The organism is Echinicola shivajiensis (assembly GCF_018642165.1).
Lineage (GTDB): Bacteria > Bacteroidota > Bacteroidia > Cytophagales > Cyclobacteriaceae > Echinicola > Echinicola shivajiensis.
Genome location: NZ_JAHHZM010000003.1, coordinates 145319 through 164900 on the forward strand (window position 1 = coordinate 145319; position 19582 = coordinate 164900).

The 19582-nt window shown below is 41.1% G+C and carries 9 protein-coding genes; 8 read left to right on the forward strand and 1 reads right to left on the reverse strand.

Translation table 11 applies throughout. From position 1 onward, the window contains the following. Window positions 1-53 precede the first annotated feature (53 nt). The 3 genes from KMW37_RS07450 to KMW37_RS07460 all read left to right on the forward strand — a co-directional run bounded on the left by KMW37_RS07450 (window position 54) and on the right by KMW37_RS07460 (window position 3829). Window positions 54-734: an ABC transporter ATP-binding protein gene (locus KMW37_RS07450; protein ID WP_215224190.1), complete on the forward strand. Its 681-nt coding sequence runs from the start codon at window positions 54-56 to the stop codon at window positions 732-734. After that, complete coding sequence (locus KMW37_RS07455) at window positions 731-2083, forward strand: TolC family protein (RefSeq protein ID WP_215223992.1); 1353 nt, start codon at window positions 731-733, stop codon at window positions 2081-2083. Before KMW37_RS07450 ends, KMW37_RS07455 begins: the two co-directional genes overlap by 4 nt. Before the next feature lie 183 nt (window positions 2084-2266). Next, window positions 2267-3829, forward strand: a complete 1563-nt coding sequence (locus KMW37_RS07460; RefSeq protein ID WP_246581386.1) for a glycoside hydrolase — start codon at window positions 2267-2269, stop codon at window positions 3827-3829. Between the two features lie 29 nt (window positions 3830-3858). On the opposite strand, the gene KMW37_RS07465 is transcribed toward KMW37_RS07460, so the two are convergent. After that, window positions 3859-7992 carry a hybrid sensor histidine kinase/response regulator transcription factor gene (locus tag KMW37_RS07465; RefSeq protein ID WP_215223993.1) on the reverse strand — a complete coding sequence of 1378 codons (4134 nt, stop codon included), beginning with the start codon at window positions 7990-7992 and terminating at the stop codon, window positions 3859-3861. A gap of 151 nt (window positions 7993-8143) precedes the next feature. Here KMW37_RS07465 and KMW37_RS07470 point away from each other — a divergent pair, with 151 nt between their 5' ends. The 5 genes from KMW37_RS07470 (at window position 8144) to KMW37_RS07490 (ending at window position 19536) form a co-directional block, all read left to right on the forward strand. Continuing rightward, on the forward strand, window positions 8144-11239 hold the full coding sequence (locus KMW37_RS07470; RefSeq protein ID WP_246581387.1) for a SusC/RagA family TonB-linked outer membrane protein: 3096 nt from the start codon (window positions 8144-8146) through the stop codon (window positions 11237-11239). An 11-nt stretch (window positions 11240-11250) separates the two neighbouring features. After that, entirely contained in the window at window positions 11251-12951 is a 1701-nt protein-coding gene (locus KMW37_RS07475) for a RagB/SusD family nutrient uptake outer membrane protein (protein ID WP_215223994.1), read from the forward strand. Between the two features lie 62 nt (window positions 12952-13013). Next, window positions 13014-14585 carry a glycoside hydrolase gene (locus tag KMW37_RS07480; RefSeq protein WP_246581388.1) on the forward strand — a complete coding sequence of 524 codons (1572 nt, stop codon included), beginning with the start codon at window positions 13014-13016 and terminating at the stop codon, window positions 14583-14585. 14 nt (window positions 14586-14599) lie between these two features. Continuing rightward, window positions 14600-17002 carry a glycoside hydrolase family 2 TIM barrel-domain containing protein gene (locus KMW37_RS07485; protein WP_215223995.1) on the forward strand — a complete coding sequence of 801 codons (2403 nt, stop codon included), beginning with the start codon at window positions 14600-14602 and terminating at the stop codon, window positions 17000-17002. Window positions 17003-17235: 233 nt separating this feature from the next. After that, window positions 17236-19536, forward strand: a complete 2301-nt coding sequence (locus KMW37_RS07490) for an FdhF/YdeP family oxidoreductase (protein WP_215223996.1) — start codon at window positions 17236-17238, stop codon at window positions 19534-19536. The last annotated feature ends 46 nt before the right edge of the window (window positions 19537-19582 follow it).

Below are 19582 nucleotides of genomic sequence, written 5' to 3' on the forward strand. Positions count from 1 at the left end.
AATTAACGCCTTTAGAGGTTTTAAAATTTGAAAAAAAATATCAAAAATAGATGATGATCAAATTAAGCAATATCGACAAGTATGTCGACTCGAAGTTCCAAAGGGTATTTATTTTAAAAGGAATAGATCTGGAAATTGAGCAAGGGGAATTTGTAACCTTGATGGGGCCCAGTGGGGCCGGAAAATCAACCCTCCTGAATATCATTGGCCTATTGGATGACGATTACGAGGGAGACTATGAGTTTGGAGGGAAAATGGTCAATAAAATGAAGGAAAAACAACGTCATGCCCTGCACAAAAAGGAATTTGGTAATATTTTCCAAGCGTATCATTTGATTGATGAATTGACTGTGTATGAAAATATTGAGACTCCTTTATTGTATAGGAATGTCAGCAGTCAAGAAAGAAAAAGTATAGTTGCAGAATTGCTGGACAGGTTTAATATGGTGGCCAAGAAGGATTTGTTTCCTGCCCAGCTCAGTGGTGGTCAGCAGCAATTAGTGGGGATTGCGCGGGCAATTGCCGGGAAACCTCGGGTGCTTCTGGCGGATGAACCAACAGGAAACCTTCACAGCAATCAGGCAAAGCAGATTATGGAAGTGTTCTCTGAACTAAATAGGGAGGGGACTACCATAATCCAAGCCACGCATTCGGAAGAAAATGCAGCTTACGGTAATCGATTATTGGAGATAGTAGATGGGAAAATCGAGGAAGATAAGATTCTGGTAAAATGAAGTTTGGAACGGGAATATGTTTAATGGTGGGATTGCTGTTTTTGGGAAATACCCTGAAGGCCCAGGATACCTTACAGCTGAATTTTGGAGAGGCAGTAAAGTTGGCTTTGGAAAACAATGCACAGTACAATACCAAACTCAATAACCAAGAGACGCAAGAGGTCATTAGAAAACAGGCTTTTTACAATAACTTTCCTACAGTGGGGGTAGGGCTGAACTCCAGAAGAGTAACCGGGCAGCAGACGCAGCAGGTGGATGACGGATTTGTGGTGGATAATTTTACTAATTATTCCAACTCAGCAAGTGTGGATGCGAGCATGCCTATATTCAATATGTTTAGGAGGATCAATACCTATAAGGCAGAGAAGTTTAGAGAGGAGGCAGGAGTAATGGATTTGGTTCGTTCTGAGCAGGAGGTGGTTTTTCAAGTGGCAAACCAATACCTCCAAGTGCTTTTAAGCCAAGAGCTTTTAAAGATTGCAGAGGAGAATCTTGAAAACCAGCAGGAGCTCCTTAGACAGATAGAGGGCTATGTTGAGGTAGGATTAAGCACACTTTCTGATCAGTATAATCAGCAATCGGAGGTCGCCAGACTGGAGGCGGTAACCTATGACGCCGAGATCCAATTGATGAATGATGTACTTGTTTTGGCAGAAACCTTACAATTGAAAGAAGGAGAGGTGCCCAGCATCCAACCCATCAAGGAAAGCCTTTCAAAGGTGAGTTATGGAGACAGACGATTAGACCAACTTGTGGATATGGCGATGAGCCAGCACCCTGGGATTAAGCGGGAAGAACTGCTTCATAGTGCCTTTGGTAGGGAAGCCAAAGCTGCAAAGGCTGGTTTTTATCCAAGTTTAAATGCTTATTATGGATATAGTTCGTTCAGTACTTCTATTGTGGACAGGACTTTTAAGGATCAATTCTTTGAGTTCAATCCCAGCAGTGTGATTGGCATAAGCCTGAACATACCCATATTTTCTAACTTAAATAATAAAGCCAGTTATACCCGAGGGAAAATGGCACTCAAAAATCAGCAGATTGCCCAGGAGGCTTTCAGGAAAAAAGTGTACCAGCAGGTGAGGCTAGCCCATGCCAATTATCAGGCAGCCCTTAAAAAAACGGAAACCACCAAGGTTCAGCTCAAGGCTGCAGAGGAAGCCGCAACCGTTATTGGAGAGCGGTACAGATTGGGATTGAATAATTTTGTGGATCTGGCCACAGCTAACCGGCAATTGGTGCAGGCCCAATCTGATATGGCCCAAGCCAAGTATACTCAGTATTTTCAGGATATATTGCTGATGTATGCCGTGGGGATATTGGAGACAGAGAACGTAAGGCATATGTAATTCGTGGATGTATAATTTATGATATTAATTTTAAATACCTCTGGAAAAGTAAAGTCCAACAATAAAATTTAGCTCAAAGAGAAATCCATATTGTTAAAAGTGCACATACTATTTAAGTGGAGGGAAGTCTAAAAAGACTTCCCTTTTTGATTATCTTTAGGATAGAATGAAATAGTCATTGTCATGAATGTTTTTTGTAAAATTATATGGCTCAGCTTGTCCTTGGGGATGATTTTTTGCTATCAAACAGCAGCTGGTGTAAGCCATATTGAAACTGAGGACACTACGGCCATAAAGATCAACATCTCAAAAAAGGATAAATTCCAAACAATTGCTCATTTTGGAGCCTCTGATGCCTGGTCATGCCAGTTTGTTGGACTTTGGCCCGAACAGAAAAGGCGAGCCATTGCTTCTTTATTATTCAGCAAGGATTTTGATGAAGAAGGAAATCCTAAAGGTATTGGTTTGTCGATTTGGCGTTTTAATATTGGTGCGGGAAGTGCAGAGCAAGGAGATCAAAGTGGTATCAAAGATGAGTGGCGAAGAGCCGAATCTTTTTTAAATCCTGATGGAAGCTATAATTGGGAAAAGCAGGCGGGCCAGGTTTGGTTTGCCCAAGTTGCCCAAGAATTTGGGGTGGAGTATCTATTGGCTTTCCCGAACAGCCCACCAGTAAAAATGACACGGAATGGAAGGGCATATGCTGAAAATGGTCGGTCTAACCTTTCAGCCCAAAATTTTGATGATTATGCAAATTACCTAGGAGAGGTCATTCATGGACTGCAAGAAAAGGGGCTAAAGGTAGATTATATCAGTCCGGTAAATGAACCGCAGTGGGATTGGTCAGATGGAGGACAGGAAGGAAGCCCATTTTGGAATAGTGAGATAGCTGGGATTGTAAGGGAACTGGATAGGACATTGTCTGCTAAAACCTTGAATACTAAGATTGATATTGCCGAGGCAGGAAAAATCAATTATCTCTATGAAGCTGCAGATAAACCCGGTAGGGGACAGCAAGTCGCATTTTTTTTCGACCCTGAATCAGACAATTATATTGGCAACCTTTCCCACGTAGGAAAGGTAATTTCAGCTCATAGTTACTTTACCACTTCTCCAGATAGTGCTGCAGCTCAAATGAGAGATACGCTTAACTCAAAAATTCAGTCTATTGATGGGCTTGAGTATTGGATGAGTGAATATTGTATTCTTGGTGGAAATGCAGGGGAAATAGATGGAAATGGCCGAGATCTGGGAATGGAATCCGCTTTATATATGGCGAAGGTGATCCATAGTGACTTGACCATTGCCAATGCTACTGCTTGGCATTGGTGGTTGGCAGTTTCTCCTTATGATTATAAAGATGGCTTGGTTTATATAGATAAAAATAAGGAGAATGGTGCATTTTATGAAAGTAAAATGCTTTGGACATTGGGGAATTATAGCAGGTTTATCCGTCCTGGATATGAAAGAGTAGGGGTTAATCTTGAGGGCATGGAAGTGGAATCTGCTGATCTATTGGTTTCTGCTTATCAAAGTACAGATGATAAAAAGTTGGTTTACGTAATTATAAATTCAGCCTCGGTGCCGGTAAATGCCCAAATAAGTAATGAAGGAAAGGAAGTTGCCAATTTTAAATCCTATATCACATCTGAAGAACATAATTTGTCACCTGTAGAACTAGGCAAGGGTGGAAATGATATTATAATTCCAGCCAGGTCTGTCCTTACCATAGTTTCAGGTGAATAAGATAGGTTAGTTTTTAAACGAATTCAGCCTTAAGTGCTTAGTTTTTTATCTGATGGAATTTCAGATGGTAAATATCCATATTGTTCTTTGAACAGTTTCCTGAAATATTTGGGATTACTAAAACCTATTTCATATGCTGCTTGGGCAACGCCAAGGTTTTCCTCTTTGATCAAATAGGCTGCTCGCTTGATCTTGACACTGCGTACATATTGATTGATGTTTTTACCTGTCAAAGCCTTTAATTTACGGAAGAGAGAGGTTCGGCTCATTCCCATCAATTGGGAAAGCGTATCCACGTCAGTTTGCTGTTCAGCAAGCTGTTCCAAAATATGATTTTCCAAGTTCTGAAGGAATGCCTTCTCTTTTGAAATAGCTGTTTTCTGCCCCTCATTTAGCTTATGATCATCGGCTAGTTCTCCTAGATAATAGTCTCTCAATCTGATTTTTGCTTCAAGCAGATTTTTTATTCTCGATTGAAGAATTTGACCATTAAATGGTTTGGTAAGGTAGTCATCTGCTCCCTCGCCAAATCCACTGGTAATGCTTTCTACATTGTCTTTCGCAGAAAGTAAAATTATGGGAATATGGGTTGTGGCCTTTTTGCTTTTTAGCTCTCCACATAGATCGATTCCGTTTTTGACAGGCATCATAATATCGGAAATAATGATATCAGGAACATACTGGAGGGCCTTCTCTAATCCTTCTTGTCCATCTCCCGCATGGATAAGGTCATAGCGTTCACCAAGCAATTGATCTAAATAGGATAATATCTGAGGATTGTCATCTATTAGGAGCACTACTTGTTTTTCTTCTTTAAGATCCAAGGTCGATTTGGGAATGGGCAGTACTTGATTGTCCAGCTGAGGAGACCAAATGGTTGTGTTAGAAAGTTGGCTGTTTTCAATAATCTCTGTATCAGATTCCAATTTTTGTAAGGGCAAGGTCACTGAAAAAGTGCAGCCCTTTCCTGGCTTGCTGTCGAGAGAGATATGTCCTTGATGTTCTTCTACCAATCGCTTGGTAAGTGCTAGCCCGATACCTGTTCCTTGTGAAGTATTGGTGGAGCCGCTTTGGTAATACCAGTTGAAGATCCGGGTTTGATTTTCTATGGGGATGCCGGGGCCATTATCGCTGACCTTGATTTTATATTGTTCAGTATTTGTTTGAAGGCTGATGCTTACCTTATCCCCAGGACGACAGTATTTCAGGGCATTGGAAAGCAAGTTGTTTACGATGATATGTAACTTTTCTAAGTCAATAGCAGTTACAAAATCTTCATTCGGAAACTTTGACTCCAAAGTTATTTTTCTATGTTGCGCAAGTGGTTGGTATTCTTCCACCCATTGCTGTATAGGACTTAGGATATAATGATTTTTTAATTGCAGTTGATTGATGTCCAGTTCTGACTTTCTAAATTCCAATAACTTATTGATCATCTCCAATAGATACTGGGCATTTTTCTGGACAAGTAACAAACCCTTTTTTTGTGGGGCATTCTTGGTTTCCAGGAGCATGTCTTCGATAGGGGCCATGATCAAGGTCAGTGGTGTTTTGAGTTCATGTGAGAAGCCAGTAAAAAAGCGTGCACGTTCTTCATTGAGCTCGTGTTCCAAGGTCCGCTGTTTCTTCTCAAAAAGCAGGGAGTTTTTTAATTTCAATCGATCGGCATAATATTTCATTCCTCCTGTAATCAGTCCTACCAATACGATGAGGTATATCAAATAGGCCGGCCAGGTTTTCCAAAAGGGAGGAGCAATAATTATTGCTATTTGATTTTCTGCAAAGTGACTGGAATTGCTATGGGCACGGACTTTCAAAACATAATCTCCTGGAGGAATATTACTCAGGTTAGCCGTGCCGATATGACTGGTTTCTATCCATTGGTCATGAAAAGGTACTAGTTTATAAGCATAACTGATATTATTTCCATTGGGGTATTTTAGGGCCACAAAATCTAAGGAGACCAAGGATTGGTCATGGTCAAGTTTTAGTTGCTGTAAATAGGGGATATTTTGCGATATGCTAAGTTCTTCTTCCTTATTGCCAATATTTACTTCCTTGTTCATCAGCCGTAACCCAGTGAAGATTAAAGGGTATTTATTGGTTTGTTGTTTTAGTGCGCTTGGAGAGAACACGTTGATGCCCTTGTTTCCTCCAAAATAGATCGATCCAGCATTACTGGTTAAGGCAGCTCCTATGTTAAATTCACTTTGTTGGATATTATTGAAAGCGTTTAGGTTACCTACTTCATTGGTGTTTGGGTCAAAAAAGCTGATTCCCCTAAAAGTTCCTAACCAAATTTTACCGTCGTGACCTTTGGTGATGCTGTTGATGGTATTATTGCTTAACCCTTGGTTCTCTGTAAATACGGCCACGGTTTTGTTGCTAGGATTTAAACGAATCAGGCCTTCATAGCGGCTGCCTGCCAGTATATCACCATTTTGTAATCGTTCTATGCTAAAGATAATATTACTCGGAAACCCATATACGGTAGATTCATCGAATTGTTCTTGCTCTCCTGTAAGGTAGTTATATCGAATGATCCCATTACTAAAAGTCGCCAGCCAAAGATTCCCTAGATCATCTTCTGTGATATCACGGATATCGATTTTTCCAAGCTGTTTCACATAGTCAAAATCGTCAATAGGAGGATGGTAGCGATAAAGTCCGCCACGGTTGGTGCCAACCCAAATTTGCCCCTTTTGTCCCTCGAAGATAATCCGTACATCATTGCCCTTTTCTTGTCCGCCCTGCAAATATTTTTTGAACTCCCCTTTGGGATCAACCAATCTATTAAGACCTCCTTGGTAGGTTCCTGCCCAAACTCTTCCTTGGCTATCTTCCAGAATGGAAAGGCTTTTTGCTATATTTGGCTGATGCTCATAATGGGTGATTTGGCCTGTTTGGGGAATATAATGATCTAGTCCACCGCCATCTGTTCCTATCCAGATGCCATTGTCTTTTCCGGATGCTAGGGAACCAATTCTGTTATGAGAGATCGTTTCACTTACTGATAAATTGCGTTGGATCAGTTGGATAGGATCGCCATTTGGGTTGACTACATTTACTCCTGTACTGGTGCCGATCCACATATTGCCATCTCTGGCGAGTTTCAGTGAAGCGACCGTCCTATTATAAACACTCGCGCCATCATTTCTAGGAAGAAACCATTGAATGGCCAGTTGATTTTTATTCAATAATTTATTTGGATCAATGATGTTCAGACCGCCATTTCGAGTACCTATCCACATTTGTCCTTTTTCGTCTTTTTCAAAACAAAGGACGTTTTCATCAGAAAGACCATCTTTGGGGGAGGAGGCTGCTTGCACGTTGACGGTATCGCCTTTATTGGTAATAACTTGAATTCCTTTGTTTCCACCAATCCATAGATTTCCCAAATCATCTGTGAAAAGACTGTTGATAGTAGAAGCAATTTGACTTGAATTAAGCCGATAAAGGGTCTTTGTTTTATAGTTTATCTTATTCAGACCTTTGTCAAATGTACCCACCCATAAAATGGAATCGCCCTGAAAGGCCAAAGCGTTTACCTGGTTGGAGGAAAGAGACTGCTTGTCTTCAGCTTGATGCGAAAAAGAGTAGCGTACCTTTTCTTCGTCAATGATCTGCAAACCTCCCCGATAGATTCCAAGGGCTGTATGTCCATCAGGTGTATTGATAGTGCAATTAACGTTGTCCTCAATAAGTCCAAAACTTTTCCCTTTCAATTCAAAAAGATCAGTTTTGGGGTCATATATGTTGAGTCCAGCCCCTGTAGAAAGTAACAGTTGATTAGCTCCGTTCAGCTGGATTTGCTGAATATAATTATTTGCGGGTCCTTTATTGGGGATGCTATTCCGTTTGCGGTATACAGTGAATTTTTGGCCGTCATATCGATTCAATCCTTCCAAGGTGGCAATCCAAATAAAGCCCAGGGAATCCTGTTCTATACTATTAATATAATTATGGGAGAGTCCAGACTCCACATCCAAGAGGTAAAAAGTGAGTTTGCTTTGATTCTCAAAAATAGATCTTTTTTGGGCTTCTTGGGCAAAACTGGCAGTAATCAAACTGATGGTAAATAGGGCTATTAGGGAAATCTTCATCTGTGTACAATCACGACATTTGAACTCAAAAATGCCAATAAAATCGAAAATAAACATCATTTGGCCATTTTGTACCCCTTAGTTTGCTGATTTATATCCCCTCTCATTCTAGCACAATTCCGAAAATTGCTTAAGTATTCGATGCAATAGGGAAAGCCTGTTGGGCATCGAAACTTAAATCAGGAATTATTAACAATTAACCTAAACGAACATGCCAACAAAATTACAAGCCAGATTATGGCTGTTTTGCATGTCATTAGTTTTTCTAATGCTGTGCACAGTGCCTAATGTTTTTGGTCAGCAACAAGTAAATGGCCAAGTTTTCGATGAAAATGGAGTTGGACTCCCAGGTGCGTCAGTACTTGTACTGGGAACTTCCAATGGAACCGTCACCGATTTGGACGGTAATTTTAAATTAGTTATTTCATCAGAAAATCCAGTATTAAAAGTATCCTTTATCGGATATGATTCTCAGGAAATTACTTTGGATGGAAGAAGTACCATTGAAGTAAACCTTCAGCCAGACATGCAATCACTCAATGAAGTAGTGGTAGTGGGGTATGGTGAGCAGAAGAAAGCTACCTTGACAGGTTCTGTATCCCAAGTGGAAGGCAAGGATTTGCAGAACAGTCCCCAGCCAAATGTCTCCAATTCATTGGCAGGTAGATTTTCAGGAATTATTGCTAATAACCGGGGTGGAGAGCCAGGATATGATGGGTCCAGCTTTAATATCCGTGGTTTGGCTACTACAGGCAATAATGATGTATTGGTAGTGATCGATGGTGTTCCAGGACAGATAGGAGGATTGGAGCGTTTGAACCCAAATGATATAGAGAGTGTGTCAGTATTGAAAGATGCCTCTGCTGCGATTTATGGATCCAGAGCTGCCAATGGAGTGATCTTGGTAACTACTAAAAGAGGCCAAGAAGGCAAACCTGTTATTTCCTATAGCTTTAACCAAGGCTTTTCATCTCCAACAAGGCTCCCAAAGATGGCGGATGCCGTGACTTATGGACAGATTAGGAATGAAATTGCCTATTATAATAACCCAGATGGGGGACTCAACCAAATTTATTCCGAGGAGGAATTGGGACTTTTTGGCAATGGCTCAGACCCATTGAACTATCCAAATACTGATTGGGCAGCAGCGGCGCTTAACAATGTAGCATTACAAAACCAGCATAATTTAAGTGTTCGTGGCGGATCTGAATCCGTGAATTATTTTGTGTCATTGGGAAAAACCGGCCAGGATGGTTTATATAAAGATGGTGCAACTCGATACGATCAATATAGCTTTAGGACCAACTTGGACGCAGACATTACAGACAGGCTTACGGTAGGTCTTTCTTTAGCGGGTAGAAAAGAAAATCGTCAATTCCCCACTTCAAGTGCTGGATCGATTTTTAGATCTATTTACCGAGCTTACCCTACTGTGTCTGCTGTTTATCCAAATGGATTGCCTTCCTCAGGTATAGAGAACAGTAATCCTGTGATGATGGCAACGGAAGCAGGTGGTTTAACGCAAAATCCGAAATATGTATTTAATGGGATTTTAAGGGCTAGTTATGATTTGCCTTTCCTTGAGGGCCTATCTGTGGATGGCTTCTTTTCTGTGGATGAAAGCTCCAATAGAAACAGGACATTCAGTACACCTTATACGCTCTATAACTATGATGCAGGTTCTGATGCATACAATCCAGTAGTAGTGGGAGGAGGTCCTGATCAACAGGCAACCCTATCTGAAGAGCATTATACCCAATCCATGATGGTATCCAATATCAAGCTGAACTTCAAACACTATTTTGGGGATCACTTTGTGGATGCATTTGTGGGCTATGAGCAAAGTGAAAACAGAACACATACCATGGGGGCTTCTAGGTTGCACTTCCCAACAACAGAAACACCAGAACTGTCTCAAGGAGGTGCTGCAGCGTCTGATTATGATAACTGGGGTAGCAGCTATAACTATACCCGTAAAAGTTATATTGGCCGTTTAGCTTATAATTTTCAGGAAAAGTACCTTGCAGAAGTACAAATGAGGGTAGATGGTTCGTCTAATTTTCCTTCTGGTGAACGATATGGTTTTTTCCCTTCTGTGTCTGCAGGTTACCGGATTTCAGAAGAAAACTGGTTCCGTAATAATGTAGGTTTCTTTGATGACCTTAAAATCAGGGCATCCTATGGTAAGCTAGGGAATGATAATGTGGGACAATTCCAATATTATGATAACTACTCCTTCAACAATCGTTATGTGATCGGTGATGAAGTGGTAACAGGAATTGATTTAACAAGATTGGGAAATCCTAATATTACTTGGGAGGTCGCTACTAAGACAGATATTGGATTCAATGCAGTTTGGTTACAGAACTTTACCACTGAGTTTATTTATTTCCGACAAGATAGAAGTAAAATCTTGACTACCAGAAATGCTTCTATTCCAGGTACTTCAGGGATAGTAAATCCTTATGATGGAGAAACCTTAGTCCCTGCTGAAAACATAGGAGAGGTGAAAAGCCAAGGTATCGAAACCACTTTAGGTTATAACAACAATAAAGGTGAATTTACCTATGGGGTGTCTGGAAACTTTACTTATGCCAAAAATGAATTGTTGTTCATCGATGAAGCAGCCGGAGTATTGGATTACCAGCGCCAGACAGGTCGTCCTATGAATACTTATTTATTATACAATGCCATTGGTATTTTTAGAAGCCAAGAGGATCTGGACAACTATCCTCATGTGCCTGGCGCACAACTTGGGGACTTGATCTATGAAGATTTCGATGGTGATGGGGAAATTACTGCAGATGATATGACCCGTTCTAAATACGGGAATATTCCTCAAATTACTTTTGGTATGACCTTGCATGCGGAGTATAAGAATTTTGATTTCTCTGCAGTGATCTCAGGACAAAGTCAGGTTAACCAGTATGTACTGCCAGAGTCAGGTACTGTAGGTAATTTCTATAGCAGCTGGGCAGATAACCGTTGGAGCCCAAACAATACAGAAGGGAGCTTTCCAAGAGTAAGTGAAAGGGCTTCTTCTGCTGTAAGTGGAGGACTTTACCGAAATAATTTCTGGTTGAATGATGCCACTTTCGCCAGATTGAAAAACATTCAGATCGGCTATAATCTTCCTCAAAGTTTCTTGGATAAGTATTCTATTGGTAGCCTAAGGGTGTATGCCAATGCATTTAACTTATTAACTGTTACAGGTGTAAAAGATTATGATCCAGAAGGATCCAGCGAAAGTGGACAATTCTACCCGCAACAAAAGATCATTAACCTGGGTGTAAATATTCAATTTTAATTCCGATCGACATGAAAAGTAACTATATCATCAAACCATTTATGGTCATTGCACTGATCGGTTCATTACTGGTCGGTTGTAAAGAAGATTTTCTGGACATTGTTCCTACAGACAGGGTCTCCGACGCTTCTATTCTTTCCGATTCTACTTTATTTGAAGCCTATGTCATTAATCGTTATTTGGGCACTAGGTTGACCAATAAAGAAGGAGATGCCTATCAGCCAGGATTTGGTCGTGGCTTTGAATATGCACTTTGGAGTTCATTGACTGACGAGTCCATTTATAATAATGACGATAATACCTGGTTTATTCAGCAAGGGCAGCTCTCTCCTGAAAACACGGGGATTGCTGGTACATTTTGGGGACGTTCTTATCGCAGCATTAGGGAATGTAACTATGCATTGAGCAATATCGGTGAATTGGATATGAGCCAAACGGGTAAAGATCGATTGATTGCAGAATTGAAGTTTATCCGTGCTTTCAGATACCATGACCTTATCCGTAACTACGGAGATGTAGTGATGATGGGTGATCGCGTTCCCGAATTAGGGGAAGATTTTACCGACCCATCTTTTTATGACAGGGTGGAAAAACAAGCGGCGATTGATTATGTAGTGGCAGAACTGGACGCTGCAGCAGCAGGTTTGCCATTAGTAAATGATGGAACTTGGCAAGAAGGAAGGGCCACTAGAGGAGCTGCTTTGGCCTTGAAGGCGAGGTTGCTATTGTATGCTGCCAGCCCATTGTATACTGATGGAAGTAATGATATCCAAAAGTGGCAGGCGGCTGCAAATGCGGCAAAAGCAGTGATGGATTTGCAGCAGTATAGCTTATACCAAGGAGGGTACAGTCAGCTATTCCTTACTCCAAATAGTAATGAAGAAATCATTTTTGCCCGTTATTATAATATCAATGCACGTCATACGGCACTTGAAATCGCCAATGGTCCAAATGGCTATGATGGCTGGGGTGGTAATGTGCCTTTGCAGAACTTGGTGGATGATTATGAGATGATGGATGGCACCTCTTTTAGTTGGGACAATGAAGCGCAAGCGAGTGCTCCTTATGAAAATAGAGACCCTAGGTTTTATGAAACCATCTTATTCAATGGTGCAGATTATCGCGATCGACAAGTGGAAACCTTCCTTCCTGGAGGAAGAGATAGTCAGGATGGACCTTCCAACTGGAATACCACGAAGAGTGGGTACTATTTGAGGAAATTTATCAATGAGGAATTGCCAATTAGAAATCCTTGGGAAGTGGCAGGGACACAAAACTGGATTTATTTCCGCTATGCTGAAATGCTATTGAATTATGCTGAAGCACAAAATGAAGCAGTGGGGCCAGATGCCAGTGTTTATGATGCTGTCAATGCCATCAGGAGCCGTTCAGGTGTAGAAATGCCAGCATTGCCAGTTGGTCTGAGCCAAGATGAAATGAGGGAAAGGATTCGTCATGAGCGAAGAATTGAGTTGGCTTTTGAAGAGCACCGATTTTATGATGTGAGAAGATGGATGATCGCTGATGAAGAAGAGAATGAGCCTGCTTATGGTATAAATATCACCAAAGCAGCGGATGGTACACTTACCTATGAGCGTAAGATAGCCTTGGAAGGCAAAAGCTTTATGGATAGACATTATTGGTTGCCAATCCCTCGATCAGAGATACTGGCTTCTGATAACCAGCTAGATCAAAACCCTGGCTATAATTAATTTATTAGGAAAGAGAAACCAATACGGTTTCTCTTTTTCCTATTTTCATGGGAGAAGAATTTATGATGAAAAAAGAGAATTGGAGTATTTATGCTTGCCTTCTGGCCTTAGGCATGATGATCTTTTCTTGCAGTTCAGAGGGAAAAGAAAAACAAGTAGACCCTGAGTCTTCGGAAGTCCTCGGTATTGATGCAAATACGACGGTTGTTTATCAGAGCATGGAGCATTTTGGTGCTTCAGATGCTTGGTCCTGTCAGTTTGTAGGTTTATGGCCAGAGGAGAAAAAAAGGAAGATTGCTGAATTGTTATTTAGCCAGCAAAGTGATGAAACAGGACAACCAAATGGTATTGGACTGTCCTTATGGCGTTTTAATATAGGTGCAGGAAGTGCTGAACAAGGGGAGGATAGTGGAATTGGAGATGAATGGCGGAGAGCAGAATCCTTTCTCAGCAGTGATGGGACTTATGATTGGGACAAGCAGGCAGGGCAGGTTTGGTTTGCCCAAGCTGCCCAAGAGTTTGGTGTTGAGCACCTGTTGGTATTTCCCAATAGTCCACCGGTCCATATGACACGAACAGGAAAGGCATATGCAGAAAATGGCCAATCCAATTTGGATTTTGAACATTATGATGACTTTGGAGAATACCTGGCCAATGTGATCAAAGGCCTGCATGAAAAGGGGCTGAAGGTAGATTATATCAGTCCGGTCAATGAACCACAATGGGACTGGTCAGATGGTGGACAGGAAGGGACACCGTTTTGGAATAATGAAATTGCAGGAATTGCCAGGGCCTTAAATGATGCATTGGCGGCTGTGAATTTGGAAACCAAGATAGATATAGCCGAAGCAGGAAAAATCAATTATTTGTATGAACAAGCAGATAAAGAAAGCAGAGGGCAACAAGTCGCTGACTTTTTTGATGCTTCTTCCAAGAACTATATTGGAGGTTTGAGCCATATGGGCAATGCTATTTCTGGGCATAGTTATTTTACTACTTCTCCTTATGAAGTGGCTGTACAGCTCAGAAGTAAGGTGAAGACTGCATTAGAAGGAATGGAGGGTCGGAACTTTTGGATGAGCGAATACTGCATTTTAGGTGATAATGCAGGGGAAATTAATGGTTCTGGTAGGGATTTGGGCATTGATCCTGCCTTGTACATGGCCAGGGTGATCCATAATGACCTTACTGTGGCCAATGCAAGTGCTTGGCATTGGTGGTTGGGTGTTTCTCCTTATGACTATAAAGATGGATTGGTATATATCGATTATCAAAAGCAGGATGGCAATTATTATGAAAGTAAAATGCTTTGGGCGCTCGGAAATTATAGCTTTTTTATCCGTCCAGGTTATCAAAGGATTGAAACTACCATTGCCGGAAAGCCCAACCAATCTCCAGATTTATTGGTGTCAGCCTATCAACATCCAGACACAGAGGAAGTAGTTTATGTTGTTATCAATTCGGCCAATAAGGAAGCTGATGTTGCCCTGACACTTAATGGTTCCAGATTGGATGATCCGAAATATTATATTACGAATAAGGACATGAATTTGACCCCTGTAGAACTGGAAGAGCAATCGGGGAAATTGCTTATTCCTGCTAGGTCCATCATAACCATTGTTTCTAAACCCTAAAACTCATTTTAACCGTGATAAATAACCTGAAGCATAGACTCTTTTTATTTGGCTTATTTCTTTTTTGTAATTGTCAGCTGCTTTTTGCCCAAGAACAAGCTAAGCTATTATTTAATGATAATTGGGAGTTTGTCAAAGCCGATGATATTAGAAGCCTTGAAGCACTGGAGGCTGCCGCTGCCGATGAACTCTTATGGAAACCCATAACCTTGCCCCATGATTGGTCTGTAGAAGGGCCTTTCAGTAGTGAATGGGCCAGCGGTACTGGGTTCTTGCCTGGAGGTATTGGCTGGTACAGGAAGAAGTTTGATTTTCAAGAGTTGAATGATAACAGTGATTATCAACTTTATTTCGATGGGATTTATAAAAACAGTGAAGTGTGGATCAATGGTCATTATCTGGGTAAAAGGCCTAATGGATTTGTTTCTTTTTTCTATGAAATAGGACAATACCTTAATCCCGCCGATAACGAGATAATTGTCAAGGTTGATCATAGGGAATATGCAGATTCAAGGTATTATACTGGTTCAGGAATTTATAGGAATGTTTATCTGATTACTAAATCACCTATTCACTTCAAAACTTGGGGCGTGTTTTTCAGTACTCCTGAGGTGAGCAGTGAGAAAGCCATGGTAAAAGTCCAGGTTGATATTAAAAGTAGCGATGAGAAAACTGCTGCTGTACGAATAAAGGCCCGCTTGCTGAATGCATCCAATGAGGTGGCTTCTACAGAATTTGGTTCATTTGTGCCTGCGGGAGATGAAAACCATGAAGCATTATATATGGAGGTGAATCGACCAAAGCTTTGGTCACCTGATGAACCTAACTTATATAAACTGGAAGTGAGCCTTTGGGCTGATGGAAAGCTACTAGATAAATATGTGGACCAAGTTGGATTTAGAAGTATCCGTTTTGATGCTGATGAAGGCTTTTTTCTCAATGGTGAGAATATGTTGATCAAAGGAGTATGTATACACCATGATGCTGGAACATTTGGTGCGGCGGTGCCAAAGACTGTTTGGGCAAAGCGCTTAGAAACTTTAAAGGATTTAGGCTGTAATGCGATCAGAATGAGTCATTATCCTCATCAGGATTATATTTATGAGTTATGTGATGAAATGGGCTTCTTGGTGCAGGATGAGGCCTTTGATGAATGGGAAAGGGGCAAGAACAAGTGGATAGAAGGCTGGAATGTAGGAACTCCCGGTAATGATGGATCTTATGATGCCTTTGAAGAGTGGGGACATCGAGATGTGCAGGACATGGTTTTAAGATCAAGAAACCATCCTTCTATTATCATGTGGAGTGTTGGCAATGAAATTGACTATCCAAATGATCCATACAGTCACCCAGTTTTGGATGAAGGTAGGAATCCTCAGATTTATGGTAAGGGCTATCAAAAAGATAATCCGCCTGCCTCCCAGTTGGGACCTTTGGCAGAAGGATTGGTGGCAGCAGTAAAGGCAGTAGACAGTACCAGACCAGTCACCGCTGCATTGGCTGGAGTGACCATGTCCAACCATACCAGTTATCCGGAAGCATTGGATATTGTTGGTTATAACTATCAAGAGTACCGCTATCAAGAAGATCATGAAGCCTATCCCGACAGAGTAATTTATGGTAGTGAAAATGGCGATGCATTATCGGCTTGGCGGGCCGTGACAGAGAATAAGTATATTGCTTCCCAGTTTTTATGGACTGCATTTGACTTTTTAGGAGAGGCCAGGCCTTGGCCGTCAAGAAGCAGCGGGGCTGGAATCATTGACATGGCAGGTTATCCAAAACCTGACTTTTATTTCAGAAAGAGTTTATGGAATGAAGCTCCCATGGTTTATTTGGGTGTTACAGATAATGAAGAAAATGTACACAGACGCAGAAGCATTCAGGATAGCTGGACTGGTGAGGAAGGAGAAGAAAAATGGGTAGCTGTCTATGCCAATGTTGATGAAGTTGAATTGTGGCTAAACGGTGAATCCCTTGGGAGAAAAGCTCTTGAATATTCTTCAGAGGAAATGCCTGGATGGCCAGTTACATTTGAGAAGGGAACCTTGAAGGCTGTGGGCTTTAGAAATGGTAAAGAAGTAGCTGCTTATGGAATCACTAGCCCCGGAAAGGCAGACCAGCTGGTGGTTAATATGGAAGAGGGAGAAAGCGGTATTGTATTGATGGATATTGAAATTCAGGATAAAGCGGGTAATAGAATCGTTTCTGATGACAGAGATATCACATTTGAAATAGATGGTACAGCAAAATTATTAGGGCTTGAGAGTGGTGATTTGAGCAGTCATGAAGATTACAGGGAAGATCATCGCAAAACCTATCAGGGTAGGCTGAGGGCTTATATTCAGATTGAGGGCGAGGTGAAAATAAAAATCAGTACCAAAGGATTAAAGCCTGTAAGATTAAAAATGAAGTAATGATAAGAATGGGTTTATATTGAGTAAAAGCTGTCTGGTTTCAGGCAGCTTTTTTTCTACAATATAGATTATATTTATAGAATAGACATATAAGTACATTTTATGGAAAGAAATATACATCCGGTCTGTTATTGAGGATTAACAGACTTTCAAGGCTGTTTTTTCAATTCAAATAATCTTAACTTGGGAGTGAGCATTTTAGAAGCTCATCAACTACCTTATTGTCTAAGAAAATGTATAAAGACGATCAAGCCAAGGTTTCGCTTATTGGACCTGAAGAGATTATCGGGGGTACCATTACTTCTCCCCAAAAATATGCAGCAGGTATTCCAGCTGTAAAAGTAGCCTTGGAACATGCTATGAAGGAAATGGGACTTAAAAGATCCATTGCTACCCTGACCAAGCTGAACCAAAAAGAAGGTATTGACTGTCCTGGCTGTGCATGGCCAGATCCTAAAGAGCGTTCTTCCTTGGGTGAATTTTGTGAGAACGGTGTAAAGGCTATCGCAGAGGAAGCTACTACGCATACAGTAGACCAAGAATTTTTCAAGACACATTCCATCAGTGAGATTTCAACTTGGACAGATTATGAGATAGGGAAAAGTGGTCGCCTTACGGAACCAATGGTCCTTAGGGCAGGTAGTCAGCATTATGAACCTATATCCTGGGAAGTGGCATTTGAATTGATTGCAAAGCATTTACATTCTTTGGACGATCCCAATGAGGCAGTTTTTTATACCTCTGGGAGATCTAGTAATGAAGCTGCTTTTTTATATGGGCTGTTTGCTAGGGCTTTTGGAACCAATAATATGCCTGATTGCTCCAATATGTGCCATGAGTCCAGTGGAGTAGCTCTGACAGAAACTTTAGGCATAGGCAAAGGTTCTGCGACATTGGAGGATATCTATGAGGCAGAACTGGTCATGGTCATAGGGCAAAACCCCGGGACTAATCACCCAAGAATGCTTTCAGCATTGGAGAAATGTAAGGGGAATGGCGGAAAAATCATTGCGATAAATCCATTGGAGGAAGCTGGTTTAGTCCGCTTTAAAAACCCACAGGAAATCTCAGGTGTTTTGGGTGGAGGAACGGCCATTACGAACCTATTCCTTCAGGTGAAAATTAATCAGGATGTAGCCTTGCTCAATCTATTGATGAAGAAACTGATTGAAAGGGATGAAAAGGTAGGAGGGATAATTGATCATGAATTTATTCATAAAAATACTTCTGGTTTTGAAGAATTAAAGCAAGATATTGAAAAGTACAGTGAAGATGAGCTTTTAGCATTGTGTGGGGTTCCTGAGGCAGAAGTAGAAAAAGCTGTTCAGCTTTTGGTGGAGCGGAAAAAGTTGGTGATATGTTGGGCAATGGGACTTACCCAACACAAAAATGGAGTGGATAATATCAAAGCCTGCGTGAACCTATTATTGATCAAGGGAAGCATTGGTAAAAAAGGCACTGGTACTTGTCCTGTAAGAGGGCATAGTAATGTTCAAGGAGACAGGACCGTTGGGATAACCCATCATGTGTCCAAAAAGCTTAATGATGGTTTCCAAAGGGTTTTTGGTTTCAATCCACCAGAAAAGGAAGGTTTGGATGTGGTGAAGTCGATCAAGGCCATGCATGAGGGCAAAGCCAAGGTCTTTATAGCCTTGGGGGGAAATTTCCTCTCTGCAGCTTCGGATACTTTATACACCGCAAAAGCCCTGCAAAATTGTGAACTGACCGTTTCCATAAGTACAAAACTCAATAGGACTCATGTGGTACCTGGCAAAACTGCCTTGATTTTGCCCACTCTTGGAAGGACGGAATTGGATTTGGAAAATGGTCAAAAAAGATATGTGACAGTAGAGAACAGCATGGGTAGGGTGCATCGATCAATGGGGAATTTGGAACCTCATTCAGCTAAGCTCAAGAGTGAGCCAGAGATCGTTTCCCAAATTGCTGAAGCTTATTTTAAATCAAATACACCAGTTGACTGGAAAGCCCTTGGAATGGATTATGATTTGATCCGGACCAGAATTTCTCAGGTGTTTGAGGGCTTTGATCAATATTCCGAGCGATCAAAAGGTGCTGGGTTTGATTTGCCGAACAATGCCAGAATGGGTGATTTTTCCATGCTTCCAAATGGAAAGGCCCAGTTTAGTGTTTGTCAACTTCCCAATCACAAATTGACTTCTGCCCGGTTTTTATTGATGACCATCCGTTCACATGATCAATTTAATACGACCATTTATGGATTGGATGATCGCTACAGAGGTGTTTTCAATGAAAGAAGGGTTTTGTTTATTAATCCAATGGATGCCGAGGAATTGGGATTGAAAAAGATGGACGTGGTCAATTTGGTAAGTAATTATGATGGTGTAGAAAGAATCGCCAGAAACTTTTTGATAGCTCCTTATAACATCCCAAAGGGAAACCTGGCAGCTTATTTTCCAGAAACCAATATTTTGGTTCCTAATAATCATTATGCAGATAAAAGTCAGACTCCTATAAGCAAATCTATTGAGGTGGACATTGTAAAGAATAGCTAGATGCTATCATTATTGTTCAGCAAGCATTTTTGCTGCTTTTAGCGTG

Coding starts and splice junctions, on each gene's coding strand:
- KMW37_RS07490 (WP_215223996.1), top strand. CDS start 17,236: ATGTATAAAGACGATCAAGCCAAGGTTTCGCTTATTGGACCTGAAGAG.
- KMW37_RS07460 (WP_246581386.1), top strand. CDS start 2,267: ATGAATGTTTTTTGTAAAATTATATGGCTCAGCTTGTCCTTGGGGATG.
- KMW37_RS07470 (WP_246581387.1), top strand. CDS start 8,144: ATGCCAACAAAATTACAAGCCAGATTATGGCTGTTTTGCATGTCATTA.
- KMW37_RS07450 (WP_215224190.1), top strand. CDS start 54: ATGATCAAATTAAGCAATATCGACAAGTATGTCGACTCGAAGTTCCAA.
- KMW37_RS07455 (WP_215223992.1), top strand. CDS start 731: ATGAAGTTTGGAACGGGAATATGTTTAATGGTGGGATTGCTGTTTTTG.
- KMW37_RS07480 (WP_246581388.1), top strand. CDS start 13,014: ATGATGAAAAAAGAGAATTGGAGTATTTATGCTTGCCTTCTGGCCTTA.
- KMW37_RS07465 (WP_215223993.1), bottom strand. CDS start 7,992: ATGATGTTTATTTTCGATTTTATTGGCATTTTTGAGTTCAAATGTCGT.
- KMW37_RS07475 (WP_215223994.1), top strand. CDS start 11,251: ATGAAAAGTAACTATATCATCAAACCATTTATGGTCATTGCACTGATC.